This window comes from Leucobacter sp. cx-328 (assembly GCF_014530035.1).
GTDB lineage: Bacteria > Actinomycetota > Actinomycetes > Actinomycetales > Microbacteriaceae > Leucobacter.
Map to the genome: position 1 here is coordinate 123,380 of NZ_JACVMX010000004.1, position 21,755 is coordinate 145,134.

General features: G+C 62.7%; 13 protein-coding genes. 10 read left to right on the top strand and 3 right to left on the bottom strand.

All coding sequences use genetic code 11. The features are described from left to right. Positions 1-3 precede the first annotated feature (3 nt). From ICL81_RS07370 to ICL81_RS07385, 4 genes are all read left to right on the top strand, one after another. The gene (locus ICL81_RS07370) at positions 4-792 is read left to right on the top strand and encodes a FadR/GntR family transcriptional regulator (protein WP_188034260.1); all 789 of its coding nucleotides are present in this window, start codon (positions 4-6) and stop codon (positions 790-792) included. 152 nt (positions 793-944) lie between these two features. Next, on the top strand, positions 945-3,509 hold the full coding sequence (locus ICL81_RS12185) for a YhgE/Pip domain-containing protein (RefSeq protein ID WP_188034261.1): 2,565 nt from the start codon (positions 945-947) through the stop codon (positions 3,507-3,509). Next, on the top strand, positions 3,506-5,683 hold the full coding sequence (locus ICL81_RS07380; RefSeq protein ID WP_188034262.1) for a YhgE/Pip domain-containing protein: 2,178 nt from the start codon (positions 3,506-3,508) through the stop codon (positions 5,681-5,683). Before ICL81_RS12185 ends, ICL81_RS07380 begins: the two co-directional genes overlap by 4 nt. A 12-nt stretch (positions 5,684-5,695) precedes the next feature. Further along, entirely contained in the window at positions 5,696-6,349 is a 654-nt protein-coding gene (locus ICL81_RS07385) for a TetR/AcrR family transcriptional regulator (protein WP_188034263.1), read from the top strand. Between the two features lie 472 nt (positions 6,350-6,821). Here ICL81_RS07385 and ICL81_RS07390 read toward each other — a convergent pair whose 3' ends face one another. The 3 genes from ICL81_RS07390 to ICL81_RS07400 all read right to left on the bottom strand — a co-directional run bounded on the left by ICL81_RS07390 (position 6,822) and on the right by ICL81_RS07400 (position 12,691). Then, complete coding sequence (locus ICL81_RS07390; RefSeq protein WP_188034264.1) at positions 6,822-8,213, bottom strand: exonuclease domain-containing protein; 1,392 nt, start codon at positions 8,211-8,213, stop codon at positions 6,822-6,824. 100 nt (positions 8,214-8,313) lie between these two features. Beyond that, complete coding sequence (locus ICL81_RS07395; protein WP_188034265.1) at positions 8,314-10,746, bottom strand: HAD-IC family P-type ATPase; 2,433 nt, start codon at positions 10,744-10,746, stop codon at positions 8,314-8,316. A 493-nt stretch (positions 10,747-11,239) separates the two neighbouring features. Further along, positions 11,240-12,691 (bottom strand): DHA2 family efflux MFS transporter permease subunit, encoded by a 1,452-nt coding sequence (locus ICL81_RS07400; RefSeq protein ID WP_188034266.1) that lies wholly within the window; start codon positions 12,689-12,691, stop codon positions 11,240-11,242. Between the two features lie 131 nt (positions 12,692-12,822). On the opposite strand from ICL81_RS07400, the gene ICL81_RS07405 reads away from it, so the two are divergent. From ICL81_RS07405 to ICL81_RS07435, 6 genes are all read left to right on the top strand, one after another. Further along, on the top strand, positions 12,823-13,464 hold the full coding sequence (locus ICL81_RS07405; RefSeq protein WP_188034267.1) for a TetR family transcriptional regulator: 642 nt from the start codon (positions 12,823-12,825) through the stop codon (positions 13,462-13,464). Positions 13,465-13,965: 501 nt separating this feature from the next. Continuing rightward, a complete protein-coding gene (gene kdpA, locus ICL81_RS07415) occupies positions 13,966-15,639 on the top strand; it encodes a potassium-transporting ATPase subunit KdpA (protein ID WP_188034268.1) in 1,674 nt (557 codons plus the stop codon). A gap of 3 nt (positions 15,640-15,642) precedes the next feature. Then, a complete protein-coding gene (kdpB, locus tag ICL81_RS07420; RefSeq protein ID WP_188034269.1) occupies positions 15,643-17,817 on the top strand; it encodes a potassium-transporting ATPase subunit KdpB in 2,175 nt (724 codons plus the stop codon). Positions 17,818-17,854: 37 nt separating this feature from the next. After that, on the top strand, positions 17,855-18,469 hold the full coding sequence (gene kdpC, locus ICL81_RS07425) for a potassium-transporting ATPase subunit KdpC (RefSeq protein ID WP_188034270.1): 615 nt from the start codon (positions 17,855-17,857) through the stop codon (positions 18,467-18,469). A 2-nt stretch (positions 18,470-18,471) separates the two neighbouring features. Next, positions 18,472-21,027, top strand: coding sequence for an ATP-binding protein (locus ICL81_RS07430; RefSeq protein ID WP_188034271.1), 2,556 nt, complete (start codon positions 18,472-18,474; stop codon positions 21,025-21,027). Continuing rightward, the gene (locus ICL81_RS07435; RefSeq protein WP_188034272.1) at positions 21,024-21,734 is read left to right on the top strand and encodes a response regulator; all 711 of its coding nucleotides are present in this window, start codon (positions 21,024-21,026) and stop codon (positions 21,732-21,734) included. Before ICL81_RS07430 ends, ICL81_RS07435 begins: the two co-directional genes overlap by 4 nt. The last annotated feature ends 21 nt before the right edge of the window (positions 21,735-21,755 follow it).

Consider the following 21,755-nt stretch of genomic DNA (forward strand, 5'->3'; position numbering starts at 1 on the left):
CGCATGGCGACCCAACAGCTCGGATCACACAAAGTGCGAGACACACTAGCTTTCCTTCGCGCGCGCATCAGCAGCGGCGAATGGGCCATCGGCGAACTCATTCCGAAAGAACCCGAGCTCATGGAGCTCATCGGTGTCGGTCGCTCGACCGTCCGCGAGGCCGTGCGGTCACTCGCGACCCTCGGCATGTTGCAGGCTGTTCCCGGCGTCGGCACCTTCGTGCGTGCGCGTACGCCGGTAAGCTCGATCCTTACCGAGTTCTTGCAGGAGCAAGACATCGAAGAGGTGCTCGTCTACCGGCGCTCGCTGGAAATCGAGGCGGCACAGACCGCGGCAATCAAGCGCACCGACGAGCAGCTTGAGGCACTACGCCTGAGCTACAAGCAGAACCACACCCACATTCTCAACGGTGAATACGGCGCTCCCGAGCACGGAGACACCCACGAGCGCTGCAACGACATCACGCGCCCGGACTCGTTCCACCGCCTGATCGTCGAAGCAAGTGGCAGCAAGCTGCTGCTCGACCTCTACACGGGCGTGATGGCCGTGCTCGGCCGCGCGGTCGATAACGGTGTCGCGTTCCTCGACATTTCCCCCGAGACCATGGACCTCGATCACGGTGCGCTCCTGCGCGCTATCGAGGACCGCGACGTGCGTGATGCGGCTCACACGATGGCGCTGCACGCAGACCGCGACCTCGGATTGCACACCGACATGCTGAATCTCTCCCCCAACACGGAGCGTGCCGAAAGCCTGATCGAGGCCGGCTACGATCCGCAGTCGGTCGAGTAAGGCGCGAACGAGTCGATCATGACGATTTTGTGGGGCGATGCGCGAAAGCGCATCGCCCCACAGTCGTTTGCCCGGCTTGATTCAGTCCGGGTTTTGCAGCAAGTTTGCACTAAGTTGCACATTAATGTGCACTTTAGGGGTAAGCTGTTCACGTGAAACAGAGCTGGAGCGTCTTTACACGCGATGTTAAGCGAATCCTGCGCACAAGAAAAGCGTGGGTCATCGTCGTCGGTGTACTCGTCACGCCTGCCCTCTATGCGTGGTTCAATATCAATGCATTCTGGGACCCGTACGAGAACACCTCGAACATTACCGTTGCCGTTGCAAACCTCGACCAGGGCGCAGAAAATGACCTCACCGGCAAGGTGAACATTGGCGACGAGCTGGTCAAAGAACTCAAGGCCAACAACCAACTCGGCTGGGAGTTCATGAGCGAGGCAGCCGCGCACGAAGCCGTCGAAAGCGGCAAGGCCTACGCAGCAATTGTCGTCCCGGCAGAATTCAGTTCAGATCTCTTGAGCCTCACGTCAGGCGACTTTACCCAGCCCGCACTCGAGTACTACGTCAACGAGAAAAACGGCATGATCGGGCCAAAGATCACCGACGTTGGCGCGTCCACGCTTGACGCTCAGATCACCAACTCCTTCAAGGAGCAGGTCGCAGACGCCGCAACGAAGGCGATCAAAGACACCGGCGACTCGATCGAACTGAAGCTGTTCAACGCGCAAGACAAGACCGTCAATGCCTTTGACCAGACCACCAAGACGCTCGAGAACGCTCGGACGAGCCTCACGAACATGCAGTCTGGGATTGAAGACTCACGCGGCACGATTGCGACCGCGCGCACGACCCTCACCGACGTGCGCAGCACGCTCGACGACGTGAAGAGCTCGATGACCGCTGCGCAGTCTGCACTCGTGGAAACGCAGCGCGAACTCGTGGCGTTCACAGACGCGGCATCAAATGCGTATCTCACCGGGGCAACAAAGCTCGCAGATTCAGCTGCCTCTGCCAAGACTTCGATTACGCATCTCACTCAGGAACTCGATCAGGCAGGCGTTCGGCTTGATGCATCGATCACCGAGATGCAGAAGTCGATCGATGCGAACAACGAATCGATCGCAGATCTCAAGGCCCTGCTCGCAGACACGTCGCTTCCGCCCGAGACCACAGCCGCACTCACCTCTGCGCTTGAGCAGCTCGAGCAGCAGAACACAGCCAACCAGGGTGTACTCGATTCACTCAGCGAGCTGAGTGATAGCACCGCAGGCGCAGCGGCTTCGGTCACTGATGCGGTCACCGCGCTCTCCACCGCGATGGAGAACACCAAAAACGCCGCCGGTGACATGCGGAAGATTCTCACGCAGACCGTTCCCGGAGTGAACTCAGCCGTTTCGCAGCTGTCAGCGAGCGCTTCGGCATTTACCGCAGCGATCTCTGCGCAGCAAGAAGTCCTGACGCAGGCCGATGGCTTGCTCGCAGGCATCGATACGCAGTTGGTAGCTACCGGATCCGCGCTCACCAGCTTCGATGAGGACCTCAAGGGCCTGATCACCGGCGTGAAGACCGCCCGAGCAGACGTGCTCGCGATGTCTGCAGCGTCGGAGTGGGGTCTCCTCACCACGATCACCACGCTTGATCCCGACCAGATCGCGAGCTTCGTCTCTTCGCCGGTGACGGTGAATGAGATCCAGGTGTTCCCTATCAAGACCTACGGTTCGGCCATGGCGGCGCTCTTCACCAACCTTTCCCTGTGGATCGGCGCCTTCGTACTCATGGTGATCTTCAAGGTTGAGGTCGATACCGAAGGCCTGCGCCGCATCACCGTTCGCCAGGCGTACATGGGACGCTTCTTCCTATTCGCCGTACTCGGAATGCTGCAGGCGCTCATTGTGAGCGTCGGCAACCTCGTCATCGGGGTACAAACGACGAGCGCAATCGCCTACGTCGGCACGAGCATGCTCATCTCTGTCGTGTACATGAGCATCATCTACGCGCTTTCGTCTGCGTTTGGCCACGTCGGCCGCGGCCTCTGTGTGTTGTTGATCATCATGCAGATCCCTGGCGCTTCTGGCCTCTACCCGATTGAGCTCATGCCCGGATTCTTCCGCACGCTGTACCCGCTGCTGCCGTTCTCCTACGGCATCGACGCACTGCGCGAAACGATCGGCGGCTTCTACGGCGCGCACTACTGGAAGTTCATGGGTGTGCTTGCGCTCATGTCGGCGATCGCTTTCATCATCGGCATCACGCTGCGCACGCGCTTCGGTAACTTCAACCGACTGTTCAACCGTCAGATCGCTGAAACCGATCTGATGATTGGCGAGAAGGTTGCGGTGGTCGGCCCCGGCTACCGCCTGATTGATGTCATTCACGCACTGAAGAACCGTGACGAGTACCGCGAGGACCTCGCGGTACGCGAGCGCGCGTTCACCCACCACTACCCCAAGCTGTTGAAGAGCACGCTCATTATCGGCGCGGTCGGCATGGTCGTACTCGGAATCGTCGCGTGGGCGTTGCCCGGCGGCAAGGCCCTCATGCTCGGCCTCTGGGTGGCGTGGTCACTGCTCGTGATCGTCTCACTCATCGTGCTCGAGTACATCAAGCAGAGCTTTATTCACGCGGCCACGGTCGCAAACATGCCGGAGGAAGAACTCCGCGAAGCAGTCGTGGCGAGTGCCATCACTGAGCAGGGCGAGGAGGAGTCGCGCGCATGAGAAATATCTTGGATCTGATCCGCCGCGATCTGCGTCACGCCACTCGTAACGTCATGGCAGGCATCGTGTTGTTCGGCCTCGTCGTCATTCCATCGCTCTTTACCTGGTTCAACGTGATCGCCAGCTGGGACCCGTTCGAGAACGCGAGCAGCCTCAAAGTCGCCGTCGCAAGCACGGATGCCGGATATCAGAGCGACCTCATGCCGATCCGCATCAACGTCGGCGAACAGGTGCTCTCCCAGCTGCGCGCAAACGATGCACTCAACTGGGTCATCACCGATGAGGAAGACGCAATCGACGGCACCCGCTCGGGTGAGTACTACGCGGCTGTTGTGCTGCCCGCATCGTTCAGCACCGACATGATGACGTTCTACACCAACGGCTCTGAGCGCACGAGCCTCGACTTCTACACGAACGAGAAGAAAAACGCGCTCGCGCCGAAGCTCACCGAGCAGGGTGCCGAGGGCATCTCTGCGCAGATCAGCGAGACCTTCACCGAAACGCTCGGTGATGTTGCGGTCGGCATGATCTCCTCGCTCAGTGACTACCTCACCGATGACAACACGCAGGCCATGCTCACTCGCGTAGAATCCCGCGTTGGCAACATCTCTTTGCAACTACGTTCGAGCGCCCGTACAACCGAAATGCTCACTTCGCTCGTCGACGCGAGCATTCCCCTCGTTGACAGTGCCGAATCGCTCGTAAGCGCTGCGGGTGGCGCATTTGGCGATACCAAGAACGCGCTCGGCGGTGGTGCTGCAGCAGTTGAGGATCTGAAGAGCACGCTGCAGGGCGCATCAAGCGCGCTCTCGAGTGCACTCACCGCTTCTACCGAAGGCTACGACGCGGTCGCGGCGAAGATCGACGCGCTCTACGCGAGCGGTAACGATCTCGGCAACGCGCAGGCCAACGAACTCAACGCGCTCGCTACCGTCGTGCAGACCCAGATTGATGCGACTCAAGCGCTCCGCGACAAGCTCGCGACAGACACCGCAAACCTGCCCCAGCAAGACGAAGCAACCAAGCTCCTGGCCCGGCTCGACGACGTCATCGCACGTCAGACGGTCGTGCGCGATCGCCTCACCGACGCTGCGCAGGCCATTCGCGACGGCAATGCGAAAGCCCAAGCATCACACGACCAGAACATCGCGGCAATCAACGATGCAAAGGCAGCACTAGAGGCTGCTCGCACCTCATACGAAACCGGCCTGAAGCCACAGCTCGACAAGCTCGGCGCTGCCGTCGACGCGGTGAGTGGTGATGTGGGGGCGATCCGCCAAGACCTCGCTTCAGCATCTGCCGGGCTCTCTGGCGCGGGTGACTCGGTACGCGACGTGCTCGACCGCTCGCGCGATGCGACCTCGAAGCTCTCAAAGTCGCTCACCGATGCCGCCGACAAGTTCGACAAGATCCAGCAGACCATCAAGGATGCGACCAAGACCGGTGATCTTTCGAAGCTCTCAGAGGTGATTGGCTCTGACCCGGGTACGCTCGCTACCTCACTCGCGAACCCGGTGCGCGTGGATCGCACAGCGGTATTCCCTGTCGCAGGCTTCGGCGTTGGCGTCGCTCCGCTGTACATGGTGCTTGCGCTGTGGGTGGGTGCCTTGCTGATGACGGTCACCATTCGCACCGACGTGACCAACGAGACGCTCCCCGACCGTGACGAACTCAGCCCCACCGAAAAGTACCTCGGTCGCTACGGTATCTTCGCCCTCATTGGGCTGGCACAAAGCACCCTGCTGTCCCTCGGACTCATTCTGTTCGTCCAGATCGAGCCGGCACATCCGTTCCTGTTCGTGCTCGCGTCATGGGTAATCTCGCTGGTCTTCACGCTCATCGTGTACACCGCAGTGGTCGCCTTCGGCAATGCGGGCAAGGCACTTTCCGTGCTCTTGCTTGTGCTCCAGGTGTCAGGTGCAGGCGGCGCCTACCCGCTGCAGCTGCTACCCGAGTGGTTCCAGAACATCAGCCCGTTCCTGCCTGCAACGTACGCGGTGGAGGCGCTCAGGGCTGCAGTCGCCGGCGTTTACAATGGAGACTTCTGGATCGCGCTTGGCATGCTCCTGCTGTTCATGCTTCCCGCGCTGCTGCTCGGCCTCGTCCTGCGTCGCCCGCTCATGTCATTCAACCGTGGCCTCATCGAGGCCGTTGAATCAACGAAACTCATGTAAGGGGTGACACCGATGCCCGCATCAACTGCCGTGCGCAACGTCGTTCGCCGCGGACCCCGCAGCGACGCCACCGCCAACCGTGAAGCGCTCATTCAGGCCGCCCAGTCAGTCTTGGCGCAGCAGCCCAATGCCTCACTCGTCACGATTGCGCAGGCCGCTGGCCTCTCACGGCGCGCACTGTACGGGCACTTCCCCGACAGAGAAGCCCTCATCAAGGCAGTCGTTGAGCATGGTGCACGGAAGTTCAACGACATCGCCGATTCGACGGAGCATGCCGATCCGCGCGTTGCGCTGGCACTCTTGGCGGGGCGGCTGTGGCGCGAAGCTTCGGCCGTGCGCGCGTCTGCGAATATTGCTTTGGACGATGCGCACGTTGCCGACACCGCGCGGGCGCTGGCCCCGCTGCGCCAGCGGTTGCGGGTGTTGACCGAGGCTGGTGTTGCTGACGGGTCGTTCCGTCGGGACCTGTCGCCCGCCGTACTCGCCTACCTTGTGGAGGAGGCAGCTCGCACTACGTTGCGTGGGCGGTCTTCCTCTGGCGATTTGGCGTCAGGCGAGCTGGCTGCTGCCGCTGGCACCGTCGTGCGGGTGGTACTCAGCATCGTTGGGCTCGGGTGGGTCGAGCAGGTCGAGCTCATCGAGGCGCATCCTGAGGTGCTTGGGTAACCCCTAGCCGCCGAACGAACGCGTCTTAGAGGCACAAACTCCATCAATTCGTTCACAGCCGTTGACGTCTAACCTCAGCTGAGCGATGCTCGTGCGCATGGGTTGTGATGCTTCTGCGCATAAGGTTCTGATTCCACATGGGGCACAGCTGCATGCTCTGAGCATTGTGCGGGAGTTCCCTTGGGCCTGTGCCCTCTCTGAGGCTGAACAACTGCAATGCGCGAGCGATCTACTCGCAGCAATACGGGCTGATACGCCGGGGCGGCTATTGAACGAGATCTACTCTTGGCGCGGCACTGCTGAGGCCCTGGCTGCCGAGCTAAAGAATGAATCGTGTGGGTGACATGAGGCGCGACATGTTCCAGAGGTATAGCTGGAATTGATTCCCACCCCGGGATGCGACGTGAGACAACAAGAAAGGGGGAGACAACCGATTGGCTGTCTCCCCCTTTCTGATCCAGGCAACTAGGCGCTAGCCGCGAATGAGCGCGAAGCCCTCGTGCTCACCTACGACCTGAATGCCGTATTCGTGTGCCTTCTTAGCCTTGCCCGAAAGCGTGTGTGGGTCAGCGGCGATGACGAGACCGGTTTTCTTGGTGACGCCCTTACCGACGACAAACCCGCGGATCGCGATCTCTGCTTCGAGGGTGGAACGCTCCATCGTCATTGTGCCGGTGAGCACGATGACTGTTCCGGGCGCGAGTGCACCGATCGCGTTTGCGGCCTGTGCCACGGCTGCCGCATCGGGCACTTGGAGATGCGTCACGAGCGGCTCAGGCGCCGACGCTTCTTCGGGGTGCACGCCCTCGAGTGCACGAGCGAGCGAGTCTTTGTCAATACAGAGCACGTTCGAGAGACTGATGATGTCAGCACGCTCCTGCGCGGTGAGAACACCGTCTGCCCACGCAGCGCGCACGGCGGCATCAAAGTGCCCACGGTGGAGAGAGCCGAGAGTGACACCGTCAAGGCCCAGCTCCTTTGCGGTGCGAACTAAGTCGTCCACCTCACTCGCATCTAGGATGCCATCTTCGAGTGCAGTATCAAGCAACGCGGCGTATGACGCTGTGCCAGCTGCTGCAGGTACCGCGGCACCGATCGCTTGGAAGACGTCGCCGATGGAGCTTTCGGCTGCGGGGCGCGACGTAGCGACAGGCATGGTCACCGTTGGCCTCGCTTGCTCCGGCACAGCGATGTTCTGTTTCGGCATGATGATGCCGGCCTCGCTGCCGCGTAACTTAGTATGCAGGGTGACGGGCACGTACTCGGGCCAGACCACGCGAGAGGCGTAGTCAAGTTGGCTACCCCAGAAGGCCGAACCCGAGGCGAGCTCATACAGGTGACGCAGCACGTATGCAGTAACCGCAGCATCACCGAACGCGCTATGGGCCGGGCGGGATTCAAAGCCGGACCTCGCGAGCACTTCACCGATCTCGAGCTCGAAGTATGCCGCAAGATCACTGAGCTTGAACGAGGGAAGTTGCCCCTTCACGAAAATCTGCTTCGCAATCTTCATCGTGTCAATCGCCACGATCTCGGGGACTTCGTATCCTTCACGCTCGAGCTCCGCTGAGAGGAATCGAAGATCGAAAGCGACGTTGTGTCCGACAACAAGACGCCCGTCGAGCGCAGCCATGAGGGCAGGTGCGACACGGTCGAAGGCCGGTGCATCACGGATATCCGCGGCGGTCACACCATGAATACTCGTCGGTCCCACGTCTCGACCGGGGTTCACGAGGGTCTCAAACGAACCCTCGATTCGGAAGTCAGCATCGAGGAGAAGAACTCCGACCTCGAGAATCCGATGGCCGAATTTTGGGGACAGACCTGTCGTCTCAAAATCGAGAACAGCAAAACCGCGATTCATTTCACCCTTTGTGTAAGGAAACTAATCGTTGATGCGAACACACCACGTGATTGCCATTTTCTAAGAGTTTGCCTTTGCTTACCTTTCGGCGCGCTGGTCTTTACATCGTATTCACCGAAACAGCACCCCGCACCGGATCCTGCTTCGCGATCAACCGCAGGTGCCACGCACGCAGCACCTCAACGAGCACGACGCCCACCGCGACAACGATAAGCACAAGCAGGCCCAGTTCGTTGGGCAGCCACGTCACCTGGAAGAAGTCGCGCGTGAACGGAATGAGCCAGACGAGGCCGAGTCCGGCGTACATTGCCAGCACGATGAGCACCCGGAACGGGTGAATCGGTCGCGCCATCACCGCGAGCACCCAGAGCGCGACGCCAGCAAGTGTGAGCGTCGACGCCGACTGGATCTCGATCGTCGAGAAGTCGCCCATGTTGAATGCGCCGATCCGCACCGCAATGAGCGCAGCCGTCACGATAAGGCCAGCAGGAATTGAGAACGCCAGGGATCGCTTAAGGAAGCCCGACCGGTAGCGCGCGGAGTTTGGCATCAGCGCCAGGAAGAACGCCGGGATACCGATGGTGAGGCCGTCGGTGATCGACAGCTGGCGCGGCAAGAACGGGAACGCCCACGCGAGCAGACCGAAAATCACGCCAATCGCGAAGGCGTACATCGTCTTCGTCAAGAACAGCATCGAAACGCGCTCAATGTTCGCGATCACGCGGCGCCCCTCTGCCACAACGCCCGGCATGCGGTCGAAGCGGCCATCGAGGAGCACGAGGCGTGCGACGGCCTTCGTTGCCTGCGCGGCGGTGTCCATGGCGATTCCGAGATCCGCTTCTTTGATAGCGAGTGCGTCGTTCACGCCGTCACCGGTCATCGCAACCACGTGGCCGCGTCGTTGGAGGGCATGCACCATCGCGAGTTTCTGCCGCGGAGTCACCCGCCCAAACACATGCTCGCGCTCGAGCACCTCACCGAGCTCGTCGAGATCTTCCGGGAGCTCGCGCGCATCGAATCCTGCCGCACATTCAAGACCAACGGAGCGGGCAACGGCGGCGACCGTGCGCGGATCGTCTCCCGAGATCACCCGCACATCGACGTCTTGCTCGGCAAAGTACTGCAGTGTCTGTGCGGCGTCTTCGCGCACCTGTTCCTTGAAGGTCAAGATCACGACCGGGAACAGTTCGACTGGCAGCTCCGGCTGCTCCAGCGCCGCAGGGTGCTGCGGGCTGTACGCGAGCACGAGCGTGCGCGAACCCTGCTCAGCCAGGCGGCCGGCCTCCGCGAGCGCGATCCGGTTCGCCTCGGTTGCCTCGCGCATGACGAACTCGGGGGCGCCAAGCACCCAGGTGCCTTCGGCGGGGGCGGATCCGCGCCCCACCAACAACGCACTCCACTTGCGCGCCGAATCAAACGGAATCGGGGTCGGGTCAACCGGTTGCTCGGCACCCGCGAACGGGCCCGCGAGCGAGGCCGCGGTGCCGTTCGCGTCGGGCGCGGATCCGAGGTAGCTCAGTACCCCTTCCCAGCCCGTGACCGGATGCAGTTCGACCGCCTGGTCGAAGGCCATTTCGCCGGTCGTGAGCGTGCCCGTCTTGTCGAGGCAGAGTGCGTCGACGCGCGCGAGGCCTTCGACGGCCGGCAGCTCTTGGATGAGGACCTGCTGCTGCGCGAGCGAGACTCCGCTCACGGCAAACGCGATACTCGTGACGAGCACAAGGCCGAGTGGCACCATCGCGATGACGGCAGCGATCGCACCGACAACCGCTTCTTCCCACCCACCGTTGGAAATAGCGACCGACCAGCCGCCCTGCGACTGCATCTGGCCGTTCACAACGATGACGATCATGAGCGGAAGCAGCCACATGATCCACTTCAGCAGACGGTCGATACTGCTCCGCAGCTCGGACTTCACGAGGGAGAACTTGCGTGCGTCGGCTGTGAGCTTCGCAGCGTAGGAGTCGCCACCGACGCGGATCACCTCAGCGGTTCCGCTGCCGCTCACCACGTTTGAACCCGACAGAAGCTCATCGTCGGGCTGCTTGCGAATCGCGTCAGATTCGCCGGTCAATAGCGACTCGTCGACTTCGAGGCCGGTCGGACCGGTGTGATCGGTGTCAATGACCCGCGCATCGGCGGTGATTTGGTCACCCGTATGCAGCACAAACACATCGCCGAGCACGACCTGTTCCTGCGGAATCTCGATCGTTTTCCCATCGCGGATCACGCGCGCCGTCGGCGCATTCAGCACGGCAAGGCGGTCAAGTGTGCGCTTCGCGTTGAACTCCTGCACGACGCCGATGACGGTGTTGAAGATTGCTGGCAGGCCGAACAGCGCATCTTGCCAGCGACCTAGAAGGAGCAAGATGCCGAAGCCCGCGAACACAATCGCGTTGAACAGCGTGAATACGTTGGCAGCGAGGATCGCGCCGAGCGATCGACTCGATGCGTCTGGGGCCGCGTTCCCTCGTCCGTCAGCAAGCCGTTTGGCTGCCTCTGTGCTGGAGAGTCCGGTCGTAGTCACGCTCATAGTCCAAGCCTATGAGGTTTGAGGTGTTTTTCTTAGGGTTTTGTGCGGCCTCGCCAAGGTTGCCGGGCTCGCGGCCCCGCGCCCCAACCCGCCGCGCAGGCCACGATGGCCGTGCTGGCCGTGCTGGCCGTGCTGGTACCCCCAATCCCGCGAAAACACCCGTTTCTGCCGAAACCGATAGTTTCAGCGCGCAGAAACGGGTGATCTCGACAACAACGTCCCTTCTCGCGGGGTTGACCTCGTAAGACCCTGGACTTGAGTACCACTACGCATCAAAAGCGTGCAGCCCAGCTCAAATCTGGCTACTTCCTCACGCCAATCCCAGCAAATTCACTAAGGTTTCACTGGCGGCCGAGGAAGAAGTGGTCTCACAGGGGTCAAATGACGTCGAGTGAACCGTCCGAAGCACAAACTTCTCCATGTGGAGGCAAATGAGGGAGCGTTTTCACGCTCCCTCATTTGTTTTGCTCCCCTTCATGCAGAAGTGCGATAGCTAGACCTTGACTGCCACCTCGGGCACCTGCTTACGCCCGAGGAAGGGTGCGCACACCACGCCGAGCAGCGCAATGCTGCCGCCCACGACGAACGCCAGGTGCACGCCGCTACCGCCACCGGCACCAACACCGGCACCAACACCGGCACCAGCACCAGCCGTCCCGAGCGCGAAGCCGCCGATCATCGCCGCGATACCGATCGCACCACCGAGCTGCTGAGCGGTGTTCACGATCGCGCTGCCGTGACCGTACAGTCGCATGGGCAGGCTGCTGAGCGCGTGGGTCAGCATGGGCGTGAGCACGAATGCCATACCGATCGAGAATACGACGTGCATGCCGATGATCTGCGGCACCGTGCTCTCCGCGTTGAGCGTCGTCATCCACCACTCAGCGCCAGCGAGCACGATCGTGCCGGGAATCACGAGCGGAAGCACGCCGAACATGTCGTACAGGCGGCCAACGAAGGGCGAGAGCAGGCCCTGCAGCACGCCACCTGGTAGCAGCATGAGGCCGGTCGCGAGCACGGTCATGCCAAGCGCGGTCTGGGCGAACATCGGCAGCACGAGAACGGTGCCGAGCATCGTGCCCATGGCGACCATCACCACGATGACCGAGAGTGCGAAGCGGCGCTCCCGGAACGGCGTGAGATCAAGCAGTGCAAGGCCGGGACCCTTCGCGAGGAGCGCGCGCTGACGCAGCACGAAGCCTACCAACGCGACGAGACCGATCGGCCCCGCGATGACAGGAACGAGCGAGCCGGTGGAGAGATCCGCGATCGTGGAAATCGCCGTCACGATACCGCCGAAACCGAGCAGACTCAGAATCACTGAGGTGACGTCGAGCGACGGTCGCGCGCCGCCGCCGATGCGCGGCATGAGCAGGAGGCCGACAATGAGCGCGATGATCGCAATGGGCACCATGAAGCCAAAGACCCAGCGCCAGTTGAAGGCATCGATGACGAGGCCAGAGAGCGTCGGGCCGACCGCGGGACCGACCGAGATGACGACGGAGTTGAGGCCCATGACTGATCCGCGGAACTGGGGCGGCACCAGCGTCAGCGTCGTCGTCATGAGGAGCGGCATGATGATCGCGGTGCCAGCAGCCTGGAGCACGCGGCCCGTCATTACGACCCCGAACGCCGGCGCGACGGCGGACACGATCGTTCCGACGAGGAAGAGCACGATCGCGATCAAGAACAGGTGGCGGATCGAGTGCTTCTGGAGCAGGAATCCGGTCATCGGAATGACGATCGCCATCGTCAGCAAGAATCCTGTGGTGAGCCACTGCACCGTGGTCGCGCTCACGCTGAAGTCAGCCATGAGCTGCGGGAGGGCCACGCCAAGCACCGTCTCATTGAGAATCATCACGAAGGCAGAGATCGCGAGAATCGAGATCGCTGCCGTGATCGTACGGCGGTCGGGGGTGGGTGTTTCGGTGGGTTCAGGCGTCACTACGCAGCAGCTCTTCTCTGGTGAGGAATTGTTCGAAGCATAAATTATGGCACACTGTGCCATCTTCCGAAAAATGGACCGCGGATCAGATAGATTCGTATGGCACCGATCCGCCCACCGCGAGGAGCGCCGTGTCTACACCGCAACCTGATGCCCTGCCAGAGGGGCTGCGTCAGCGAAACTACCGCGAGACGCAGACGCGAATCCAGCTTGCCGCGATCGATCTCGCCGAGCGCAACGGACTGTGCAACGTCACGACCGCGCAGATCGCCGAGGCCGCTGGCATTTCGCGGCGCACATTCTTCCGCTACTTCTCCTGCAAAGAACAGGCGATCATGCCTGGCCCGCGCAGGTATCTCGACACGATCGACTCGATCGAGCTCGCCGGGTCGAACCTCACGGTGTCAGACAGCATCCTCGCGACCATCGAGGCAATCGGCGACCAGGTGCTTGAGATTGAGGGCGACCCAGAACTCACGGTGCATCGCCGCATCGCCGCACTTCTCGCCGCCGAACCAGATCTGCGCACGTACGGCGCCTCGCAGGACGTCGAGATCGCAGAGCGCATGGCGGATCGGTTCAGCGCGGTCTACCCCGATGTGAGCACCGCAGACCTCGCACTGTTTTCCGAGATCGGGATCACGGTCTGGCGCCACGGCTGGATTCGCTGGTCAGGCCAGGCCGAGCAGCCGAACCCCGAGTCGCCCGTCGAAAGCCATCGTGCCGTGCGCGAGGCGATGCGCGGGGCGTTCCAGGCGCTCGCCCAGCAGTAGCGCGGTCCGGCCCGTTCAGCCGCGCTCAACCCCGCGAACCCCGCGAACCCCGCGAACCCCGCGAAAAGCATAGTTTCTCCCGAAACCGATAGTTTCAGCGCGCTGAAAGGGGTGATCTCGGCAACAACGCCCCTTCTCGCGGGGTTGACCGCAGCTGGGGCAGGGTTGGCCGCAGCCTGCGCGGGGTTTGCCGCAGCGTGCGCGGCGTTGAGCACCAATTCAGCCCAGCACCACACCCCAAACACCAAACCCGTATGCCGTCCGTGAGGATCCCCGCAAACACCGTATGGATTCCGTTAGGACTCCGTTCAACGACCCCAGCCGGGTGTTTGATCAGGTCATAGCCCAATTTCGGGCGCCAGTTTCCGCCAGCAGCAGGCTGCGTGAGCGGGACTGACTTTCGCTGAAAGGACCTGTCGTGTTTGACCTCATTGCCGCCACGCTCGCGGTCGCCGCCATCGTGTATCTCGTGGTCGCACTGTTGAAGCCGGAGAAATTCTAATGCCCTGGCTCTATGCGCTCGCCTCCCTCGCGACCGTCGCGCTCGTCCTGGTCATCGCGTATCGCCCATTCGGCGATTACATGGCCTGGGTCTACACCTCACGCACTGATTGGAAGATCGAGCGTGTGATCTACCGGATCATTGGCGCGGATCCGCAGACCGAACAAACCTGGCAGGCCTACCTGCGCAGCGTGCTCTCGTTCTCAGCCGTTGGTCTCCTCTTCGTCTACCTGTTGCAGCGGCTCCAGCCGGTGCTCCCCTATTCGCTCGGGCTCGATGCTCCGTCACCGGATCTCGCGTTCAACACCGCGGCCTCCTTCGTGGGCAACACCAACTGGCAGTCGTATTCGCCAGAGCTGACGCTCGGATACACCGTGCAGTTTGCGGGTCTCGCCGTACAGAACTTTGTCTCGGCTGCGGTCGGCATCTCGGTTGCGATCGCGCTCGTGCGCGGCTTTGCGTATCGCCGCTCTGGCACGATCGGCAACTTCTGGGTGGATCTCACCCGTGGCACCCTACGTATCTTGCTGCTGATCGCATCGCTTGCAGCGGTGGTGCTGATGATCGCGGGCGTCGTCCAGAACTTCGCTGGTTTCACGACCATCGAGACACTGACCGGTGCGACGCAAACAATTCCGGGTGGCCCGACCGCTTCGCAGGAGGCTATCAAGCTCCTCGGCACGAACGGTGGCGGTTTCTTCAACGCGAACTCCGCGCACCCGTTCGAGAATCCCTCGGCACTGACGAACCTGTTCCAGGTGCTCCTCATGCTCATCATCCCGTTCTCCCTGCCTCGCACCTTCGGGCGGATGGTCGACGACAACCGCCAGGGCTACGCAATCGTGTCGGTCATGGCGATCCTCTACATCGCATCCTTCAAGATCCTCACGCTGCTCGAGACCGCCGGCCGAGGCACCGCACCCGAGCTCGCAGGGGCTGCGATGGAGGGCAAGGAACAGCGGCTCGGCATCATTGGCTCGACGCTGTTCACCACGACGAGCACGGGGACATCGACGGGCGCGGTCTCGGCGATGCACGATTCGTACACTTCCCTCGGCGGAATGATGCCGATGCTCAACATGATGCTCGGCGAGGTCTCCCCCGGTGGCGTCGGATCTGGGTTGTACGCGATCCTCGTCCTCGCGGTGATTGCGGTGTTCATCTCGGGCTTGCTCATTGGGCGCACCCCCGAATACCTCGGCAAGAAGATCAGCTCGCGTGAGATCAAGCTGGCGGCGATGTACGTGCTCGTGAGCCCCATGCTGGTGCTGGTAGGCACCGCCCTGAGCTTCGCACTCCCCGGTGTCAAAGACGAGGTGGCCAACGTCTCGATTGCGAACCCCGGCGTGCACGGCATGTCCGAAGTGCTCTACGCCTTCACCTCGGCAGCCAACAACAATGGCTCGGCGTTCGCGGGACTTACTGCCGATACTCCGTGGCTGAACATCGCGCTCGGCCTCACGATCTTGCTCGGCAGGTTCATTCCGATCGCACTCGTGCTCGCGCTCGCTGGTTCGCTCGCCGCACAGGAGAAGGTCCCGCCAACGGTCGGCACCCTCCCCACCCATCGCCCAATGTTCATCGGACTGTTGACCGCGGTCACGATCCTCATGTCGGCACTCACTTACTTCCCAGTACTCACTCTGGGTCCGCTCGCTGAAGGGCTGCAGTAACTCATGTCTACGATCATTTCTCCATCACAGGCGACGACACCTGAGCCTGGCACCGAGCCGGCAGCACCACAGCCGCAGCCCCGCTCCGGCTTCACGCTGCAGCAGGTGAAGGAGGCGCTGCCTGGCGCCCTGCGGAAACTCAATCCGAAGGAACAGTGGCGCAACCCCGTCATGTTCCTAGTGTGGATCGGTGCCGCACTCACCACCGTGCTCGCGGTCGCTGAGCCGTTCATCGGTGGGCCAGCTGATTCTGGCGGATCACCGGTGCCAGTCTCGTTCACCTGGGCAATCGCCGTTTGGCTGTGGCTGACCGTGCTGTTCGCGAACCTTGCCGAGTCCATCGCTGAGGGCCGCGGCAAGGCACAGGCTGAGACACTGCGAAACACCCGCACGAGCACGGTTGCGAACCGTGTCGACGGCTACGACGCTGCCGCTGACCCCGCTGCGACCGACGCCCAGACCACACAGCTCGCCTCGTCCGAGCTCACGCTCGACGATGTCGTCGTGGTCACCGCTGGTGAACTCATTCCTGGCGATGGCGACGTGATTTGGGGCATCGCCTCGGTTGACGAGTCTGCGATCACTGGTGAGTCCGCGCCCGTGGTGCGCGAGTCCGGTGGTGACCGATCCGCCGTCACTGGTGGCACGCGCGTGCTGTCCGATCGCATCGTGGTGCGGATCACCTCACGTCCCGGCGAGACCTTCGTCGACCGGATGATCTCGCTCGTCGAGGGCGCCGCTCGGCAGAAGACGCCGAATGAGATTGCGTTGAACATCCTGCTGTCAGCGCTGTCGATCATCTTCGTAACGGTCGCGATCACGCTCAACCCGATCGCCTCGTACGCAGCCGCTCCCGTGAGCGTCCCCGTGCTCGTCGCGCTGCTGGTCTGCCTCATCCCGACCACCATTGGCGCACTCCTCAGCGCAATCGGTATCGCTGGCATGGACCGCCTCGTGCAGCGCAACGTCCTCGCGATGTCTGGTCGCGCGGTTGAGGCCGCTGGCGACGTCACGACCCTGCTGCTCGATAAGACGGGCACCATCACGTATGGCAACCGGCGAGCGAGCGAGTTCGTGTGCATCACCGGCGTGAACGCGCAGGAGCTCGGCGAGGCAGCAGCGCTCTCATCGCTCGCCGATCCCACCCCCGAGGGCGTCTCGATCGTCGAGCTCGCAGAGCAGCTCGGCATCGCGTTCGAGCGAGACACCACCGGCGAGATCGTCCCGTTCACCGCGCAGACCCGTATGTCTGGTCTCGATCTGCCGGACGGCACACAGATCCGAAAGGGTGCCGGCTCGGCCGTCAAGGCGTGGCTCGTGGAGGCAGACGCCCCACTCACCCCTGCGGCGAGCGCTGAGCTCGATGCGCACATTGAGCGGGTGTCGTCGACCGGTGGTACTCCCCTGGTGGTGGCGATGCGTGATGCTGCCGGTGTTGCTCGGTTGCTCGGCGTCGTCCATCTCAAGGATGTGGTGAAGGAGGGTCTCCCCGAAAAGTTCACGGAGTTGCGTGCAATGGGGATCCGCACCGTGATGATCACGGGTGACAATGCGCTCACGGCCGCCGCGATTGCGCAGGAGGCTGGCGTTGACGACTTCCTCGCGGAGGCGACGCCTGAGGACAAGCTCGCCTATATCCGTCAGGAGCAGGAGGGCGGCAGTCTTGTCGCGATGACCGGTGACGGCACGAACGATGCGCCGGCGCTCGCGCAGGCCGATGTCGGTGTGGCGATGAACTCGGGCACCTCGGCTGCGAAGGAGGCCGGCAACATGGTCGATCTCGATTCTGACCCGTCAAAGCTGATCGATATTGTGCGGATCGGTAAGCAGCTCCTCATCACCCGCGGCGCCCTCACCACGTTCTCTATTTCGAATGACATCGCCAAGTACTTTGCGATTATCCCTGCGATTTTCATCGGGGTCTTCCCACAGCTCTCTGCGCTGAACATCATGGGTCTGCACTCACCGTCGTCGGCGGTGCTGTCGGCGATCATCTTCAACGCGATCGTGATCGTGTTCCTCATTCCGCTCGCGCTGCGCGGCGTGAAGTTCCGCCCGGGCAACGCCTCGACCGTGCTCGGCAGAAACCTTGGCGTCTATGGCCTCGGTGGCATTGTCACCCCGTTCATCGGTATCTGGCTCATCGATCTGCTCGTGCGACTCATTCCCGGGTTCTAGCGCGTCTTTACCTACCGTCTTTTGAAAGAAGCTCATCATGCAATCCTCACTTCGTAGCGTGGGTCGTTCGACCTGGGCGTCGGTGCGCGCAATGGCGCTCTTCACGGTGCTGCTCGGTGTCGTCTACGCCCTCGTCATCACCGGTATCGGGCAGCTGGCGCTCCCGTGGCAGGCCAACGGGTCGCTCCGCACAGATTCGCAGGGCAACGCAGTCGGTTCTGCGCTCATCGGGCAATCGTTTGTCGACGCCACGGGTGCCCCGCTCCCCGAGTACTTCCAGCCCCGGCCGTCGGCCGCGGGCGACGGGTACGACGGTGGCGCCTCGGGCGCATCGAACCTCGGCCCAGAGAATCCCGATCTCGTGGCCGCGATCACCGAGCGCAAATCGCAGGTCGCGAGGTTCAACGGGGTACCAGAGTCGGCGGTGCCCGCAGATGCGGTGACTGCGTCGGCGTCTGGCCTTGATCCGCATATCAGCCAGGAGTACGCCGCCATCCAGGTTGCGCGCGTTGCACAGGCTCGTCATCTCGACCCCGCTGTGGTGCAACAGGTCGTCGCTGAAAACACCCATGGCCGTGCCCTCGGCTATTTGGGAGAATCAACCGTAAACGTGCTCGATGTGAACATCGCGCTCACCGAGCTGAAGGAGTAAGCATGTCGAAGCGGGGGCGGCTCAATGTGCTGCTCGGCGCCGCCCCAGGCGTCGGCAAGACATTCGCGATGCTTGAGGAGGGGCGCAGGCTCCTTGGCGAGGGAAAAGATGTCATTATCGGCATCGTCGAAACTCACGGTCGCGAGGCAACCGCGGCCATGACCGTTGGGCTTCCCGTGATCCCGCGCGCGCTCGTCGAGCACCGCGGGGTCGCCCTCGAAGAACTCGACCTCGCAGCCGTCCTTGCACACCACCCAGAGATCGCGCTCATCGATGAGTTGGCCCACACCAACGCCCCAGGGTCTGCGCATGCGAAGCGCTGGGAAGATGTCGAGGCGCTGCTTGCCGCGGGCATCGACGTCATCTCGACGCTCAACATCCAGCACATTGAGTCGCTCAATGATGTGGTCGAGCAGATCACGGGCATTCCACAGCGCGAGACAGTGCCAGACAGCTTCCTGCGTGAGGCTGACTCCATCGAGGTGATCGACCTCGCCCCGCAGGCGCTGCGCGACCGCTTGAGCAGCGGCGTCGTCTACCCCGCGGAACGCATCGACGCTGCCCTCTCAAACTACTTCCGGCTCGGCAACCTCACCGCCCTCCGTGAGCTCGCGCTCATCTGGCTCGCTGACGAGGTCGACCAAGCCCTTCGCGGCTACCGCGCCGCACACGGCATCAACCGCACCTGGGAAGCTCGCGAGCGCGTAGTCGTTGCGCTCACGGGCGGCCCCGAGGGTGAGACCCTGCTGCGACGAGGGGCGCGGATCGCCTCCCGCTCAGCCGGTGGCGAGCTCTTGGCAGTGCATGTCACGACCCAGGACGGCCTGCGCGCGAGCAACCCTGCAGAGCTCTCGCAGCAGCGCCGCCTCGTCGAAAAGCTCAACGGTTCGTATCACCAGGTGATCGGTGACGACGTCCCCGGTGCGCTCGTCGAGTTCGCTCGGTCAGTCAACGCCACCCAGCTCGTGCTCGGCGCCAGCCGCCGCGGCAGGCTCGCCGCCGTCTTTACCGGCTCTGGCATTGGTGCAACCGTCGTGCGTGAGTCTGGCGACATCGACGTGCACATGGTGAACCATGCGGCAGCAGGCAAGCGCTTCTCGCTCCCGCCGCGCACGGGCGCTCTCACCATGAAGCGCCGCCTGCTCGGTCTCGCTGTTGCGCTCATCGGTGGCCCGCTGCTGACACTCCTGCTTGCCACCACCCGCAACGCTGAATCCATTACGACTGACGTACTGAGCTTCCAGCTGCTCGTCGTGGTGGTCGCGATTGTGGGCGGCTTCTGGCCTGCCATTCTCGCGGCGGTCTTGTCAGGGCTCACCCTCGACTTCCTCTTCATCGAACCGCTCTACACGGTGCATATCAATCGCACCCACCATCTCCTCGCGCTCGTGCTCTATGTGGTCATCGCGAGCCTGGTGAGCTTCATCGTTGACCGCTCAGCACGCTTCACCCGCGCTGCCCGTCGAGCCGCGGCCGAATCCGAACTCATTCAGACGATCGCGGGCAGCGTGCTGCGCGGTGAGAACTCGATCCAGGCGATCCTCGACCGCGCCCGCGAGGCCTTCCAATTGCCAAGTGTGGTCTTGCGTCAGGGCGACCGGGTGGTCGCGAGTGCTGGCGATCCGCCGCCTGCCGAGACCCCGACCTCGATTGTGCTCACCCGCGATGCGACGCTCGATCTCTACGGCCCCGACATCAACGCGACCGAGCAGCGCTTGCTCGGCGTCGTCGTCGTGCAGCTCACCACCGCGCTCGAGCACGAGCAGCTCACCGAGACCGCGAAGCAGATTGAACCGATCGCCGCGTCCGACCGCGTGCGCGGAGCGCTGCTCTCTGCCCTGAGCCACGACCTCCGACGCCCCCTCGCCGCTGCGACCGCGGCAATCGGCGGCCTGAAGACCGCGAGCCCAGAACTGTCACTCACCGACAAGCAGGAACTCCTCGATACCGCTGACGAAAGCCTCACCTCGCTCGCAACGCTCGTCACCGATCTGCTCGATGTGAGCCGGCTCCAGGCCGATGCGATGAACGTCAGGACGTTCCCGATCGATCCGGCCGATGCCATCGCTCCCGCGCTCGAGGAGCTCGGCCTCGGGCCGCGCGATGTCGTACTCAGCCTCGACCATGGCGACGCCAACGTCGACGCCGACCCCGTGCTGCTGCAACGCGTGGTCGTGAACCTACTGTCGAACGCGCAGCGGTACACCCCCGCCGGCATCCCGGTGCTCGTTGGTACGAGCGTCTTCGGCGACCGGCTCGAGATCAGGGTGGCGGATCGCGGTCACGGCATCCCCGCAGAGAAGTTCGACGACGTGTTCCAGCCGTTCCAGCGACTCGGCGACACCGACAATTCGACAGGTCTCGGGCTGGGCCTTGCGCTCTCTCGCGGTTTCGTGGAGGCGATGCGCGGTACGCTCACGCCAGAGGATACGCCCGGCGGCGGACTCACCATGGTGGTGTCACTGCCGATCGAAGGTGCCGCCACTGGTGACGGTGCGGGTGCGGCAGGTGCGGCTAGTGCCGATGCTGATGCCGCGAATGAGGAGGATGTGCGATGAAGATTCTGATTGCCGACGATGATCCGCAGATCCTCCGTGCGCTGCGCATCACGCTCACGGCCAAGGGGTACACGGTCTTCATCGCAAACGATGGTGCGCAGGCGATTGCGGCCGCCATCGATCACCACCCCGACATCTACCTGCTCGACCTCGGCATGCCGCAGCTCGATGGTATCGAGGTCATCCAGGCGATTCGTGGCTGGTCACAGGCACCGATTCTTGTCGTTTCGGGGCGCTCAGGCGCCGCCGACAAGGTCGAGGCCCTCGATGCGGGAGCCGATGACTACATCACAAAGCCGTTTGCGGTCGAAGAGCTGCTCGCGCGCATTCGGGCGCTCTCCCGACGCGTGGTGCAAGATGACACGTCACCTGTCGTGCGTCTGGGTGACACCGTCATCGACCTCGCCGCGCACAGCGTGACGCGGGTTGGGGGTGCTGGCAGCGAAGCGGGTGCGGCTGCTCGCCAGATTCGGCTCACTCCCACCGAGTGGCAGTTCATCGAGATCCTCATTCGGAACGCTGGCAAGCTCGTCACCAGGAAGACGATTCTCACGAGCATCTGGGGCTCAGAACACGTCGAAGACACCGGGTACCTGAGGCTCTACGTCTCGCAGCTGCGCCGCAAGCTCGAGGCAGACCCGGCGAATCCCGTACACATCCTCACCGAGCCCGGCATGGGGTATCGGTTGGAAGGGTTGAGCACGTAAGGATCACTGACGTACCGCGGG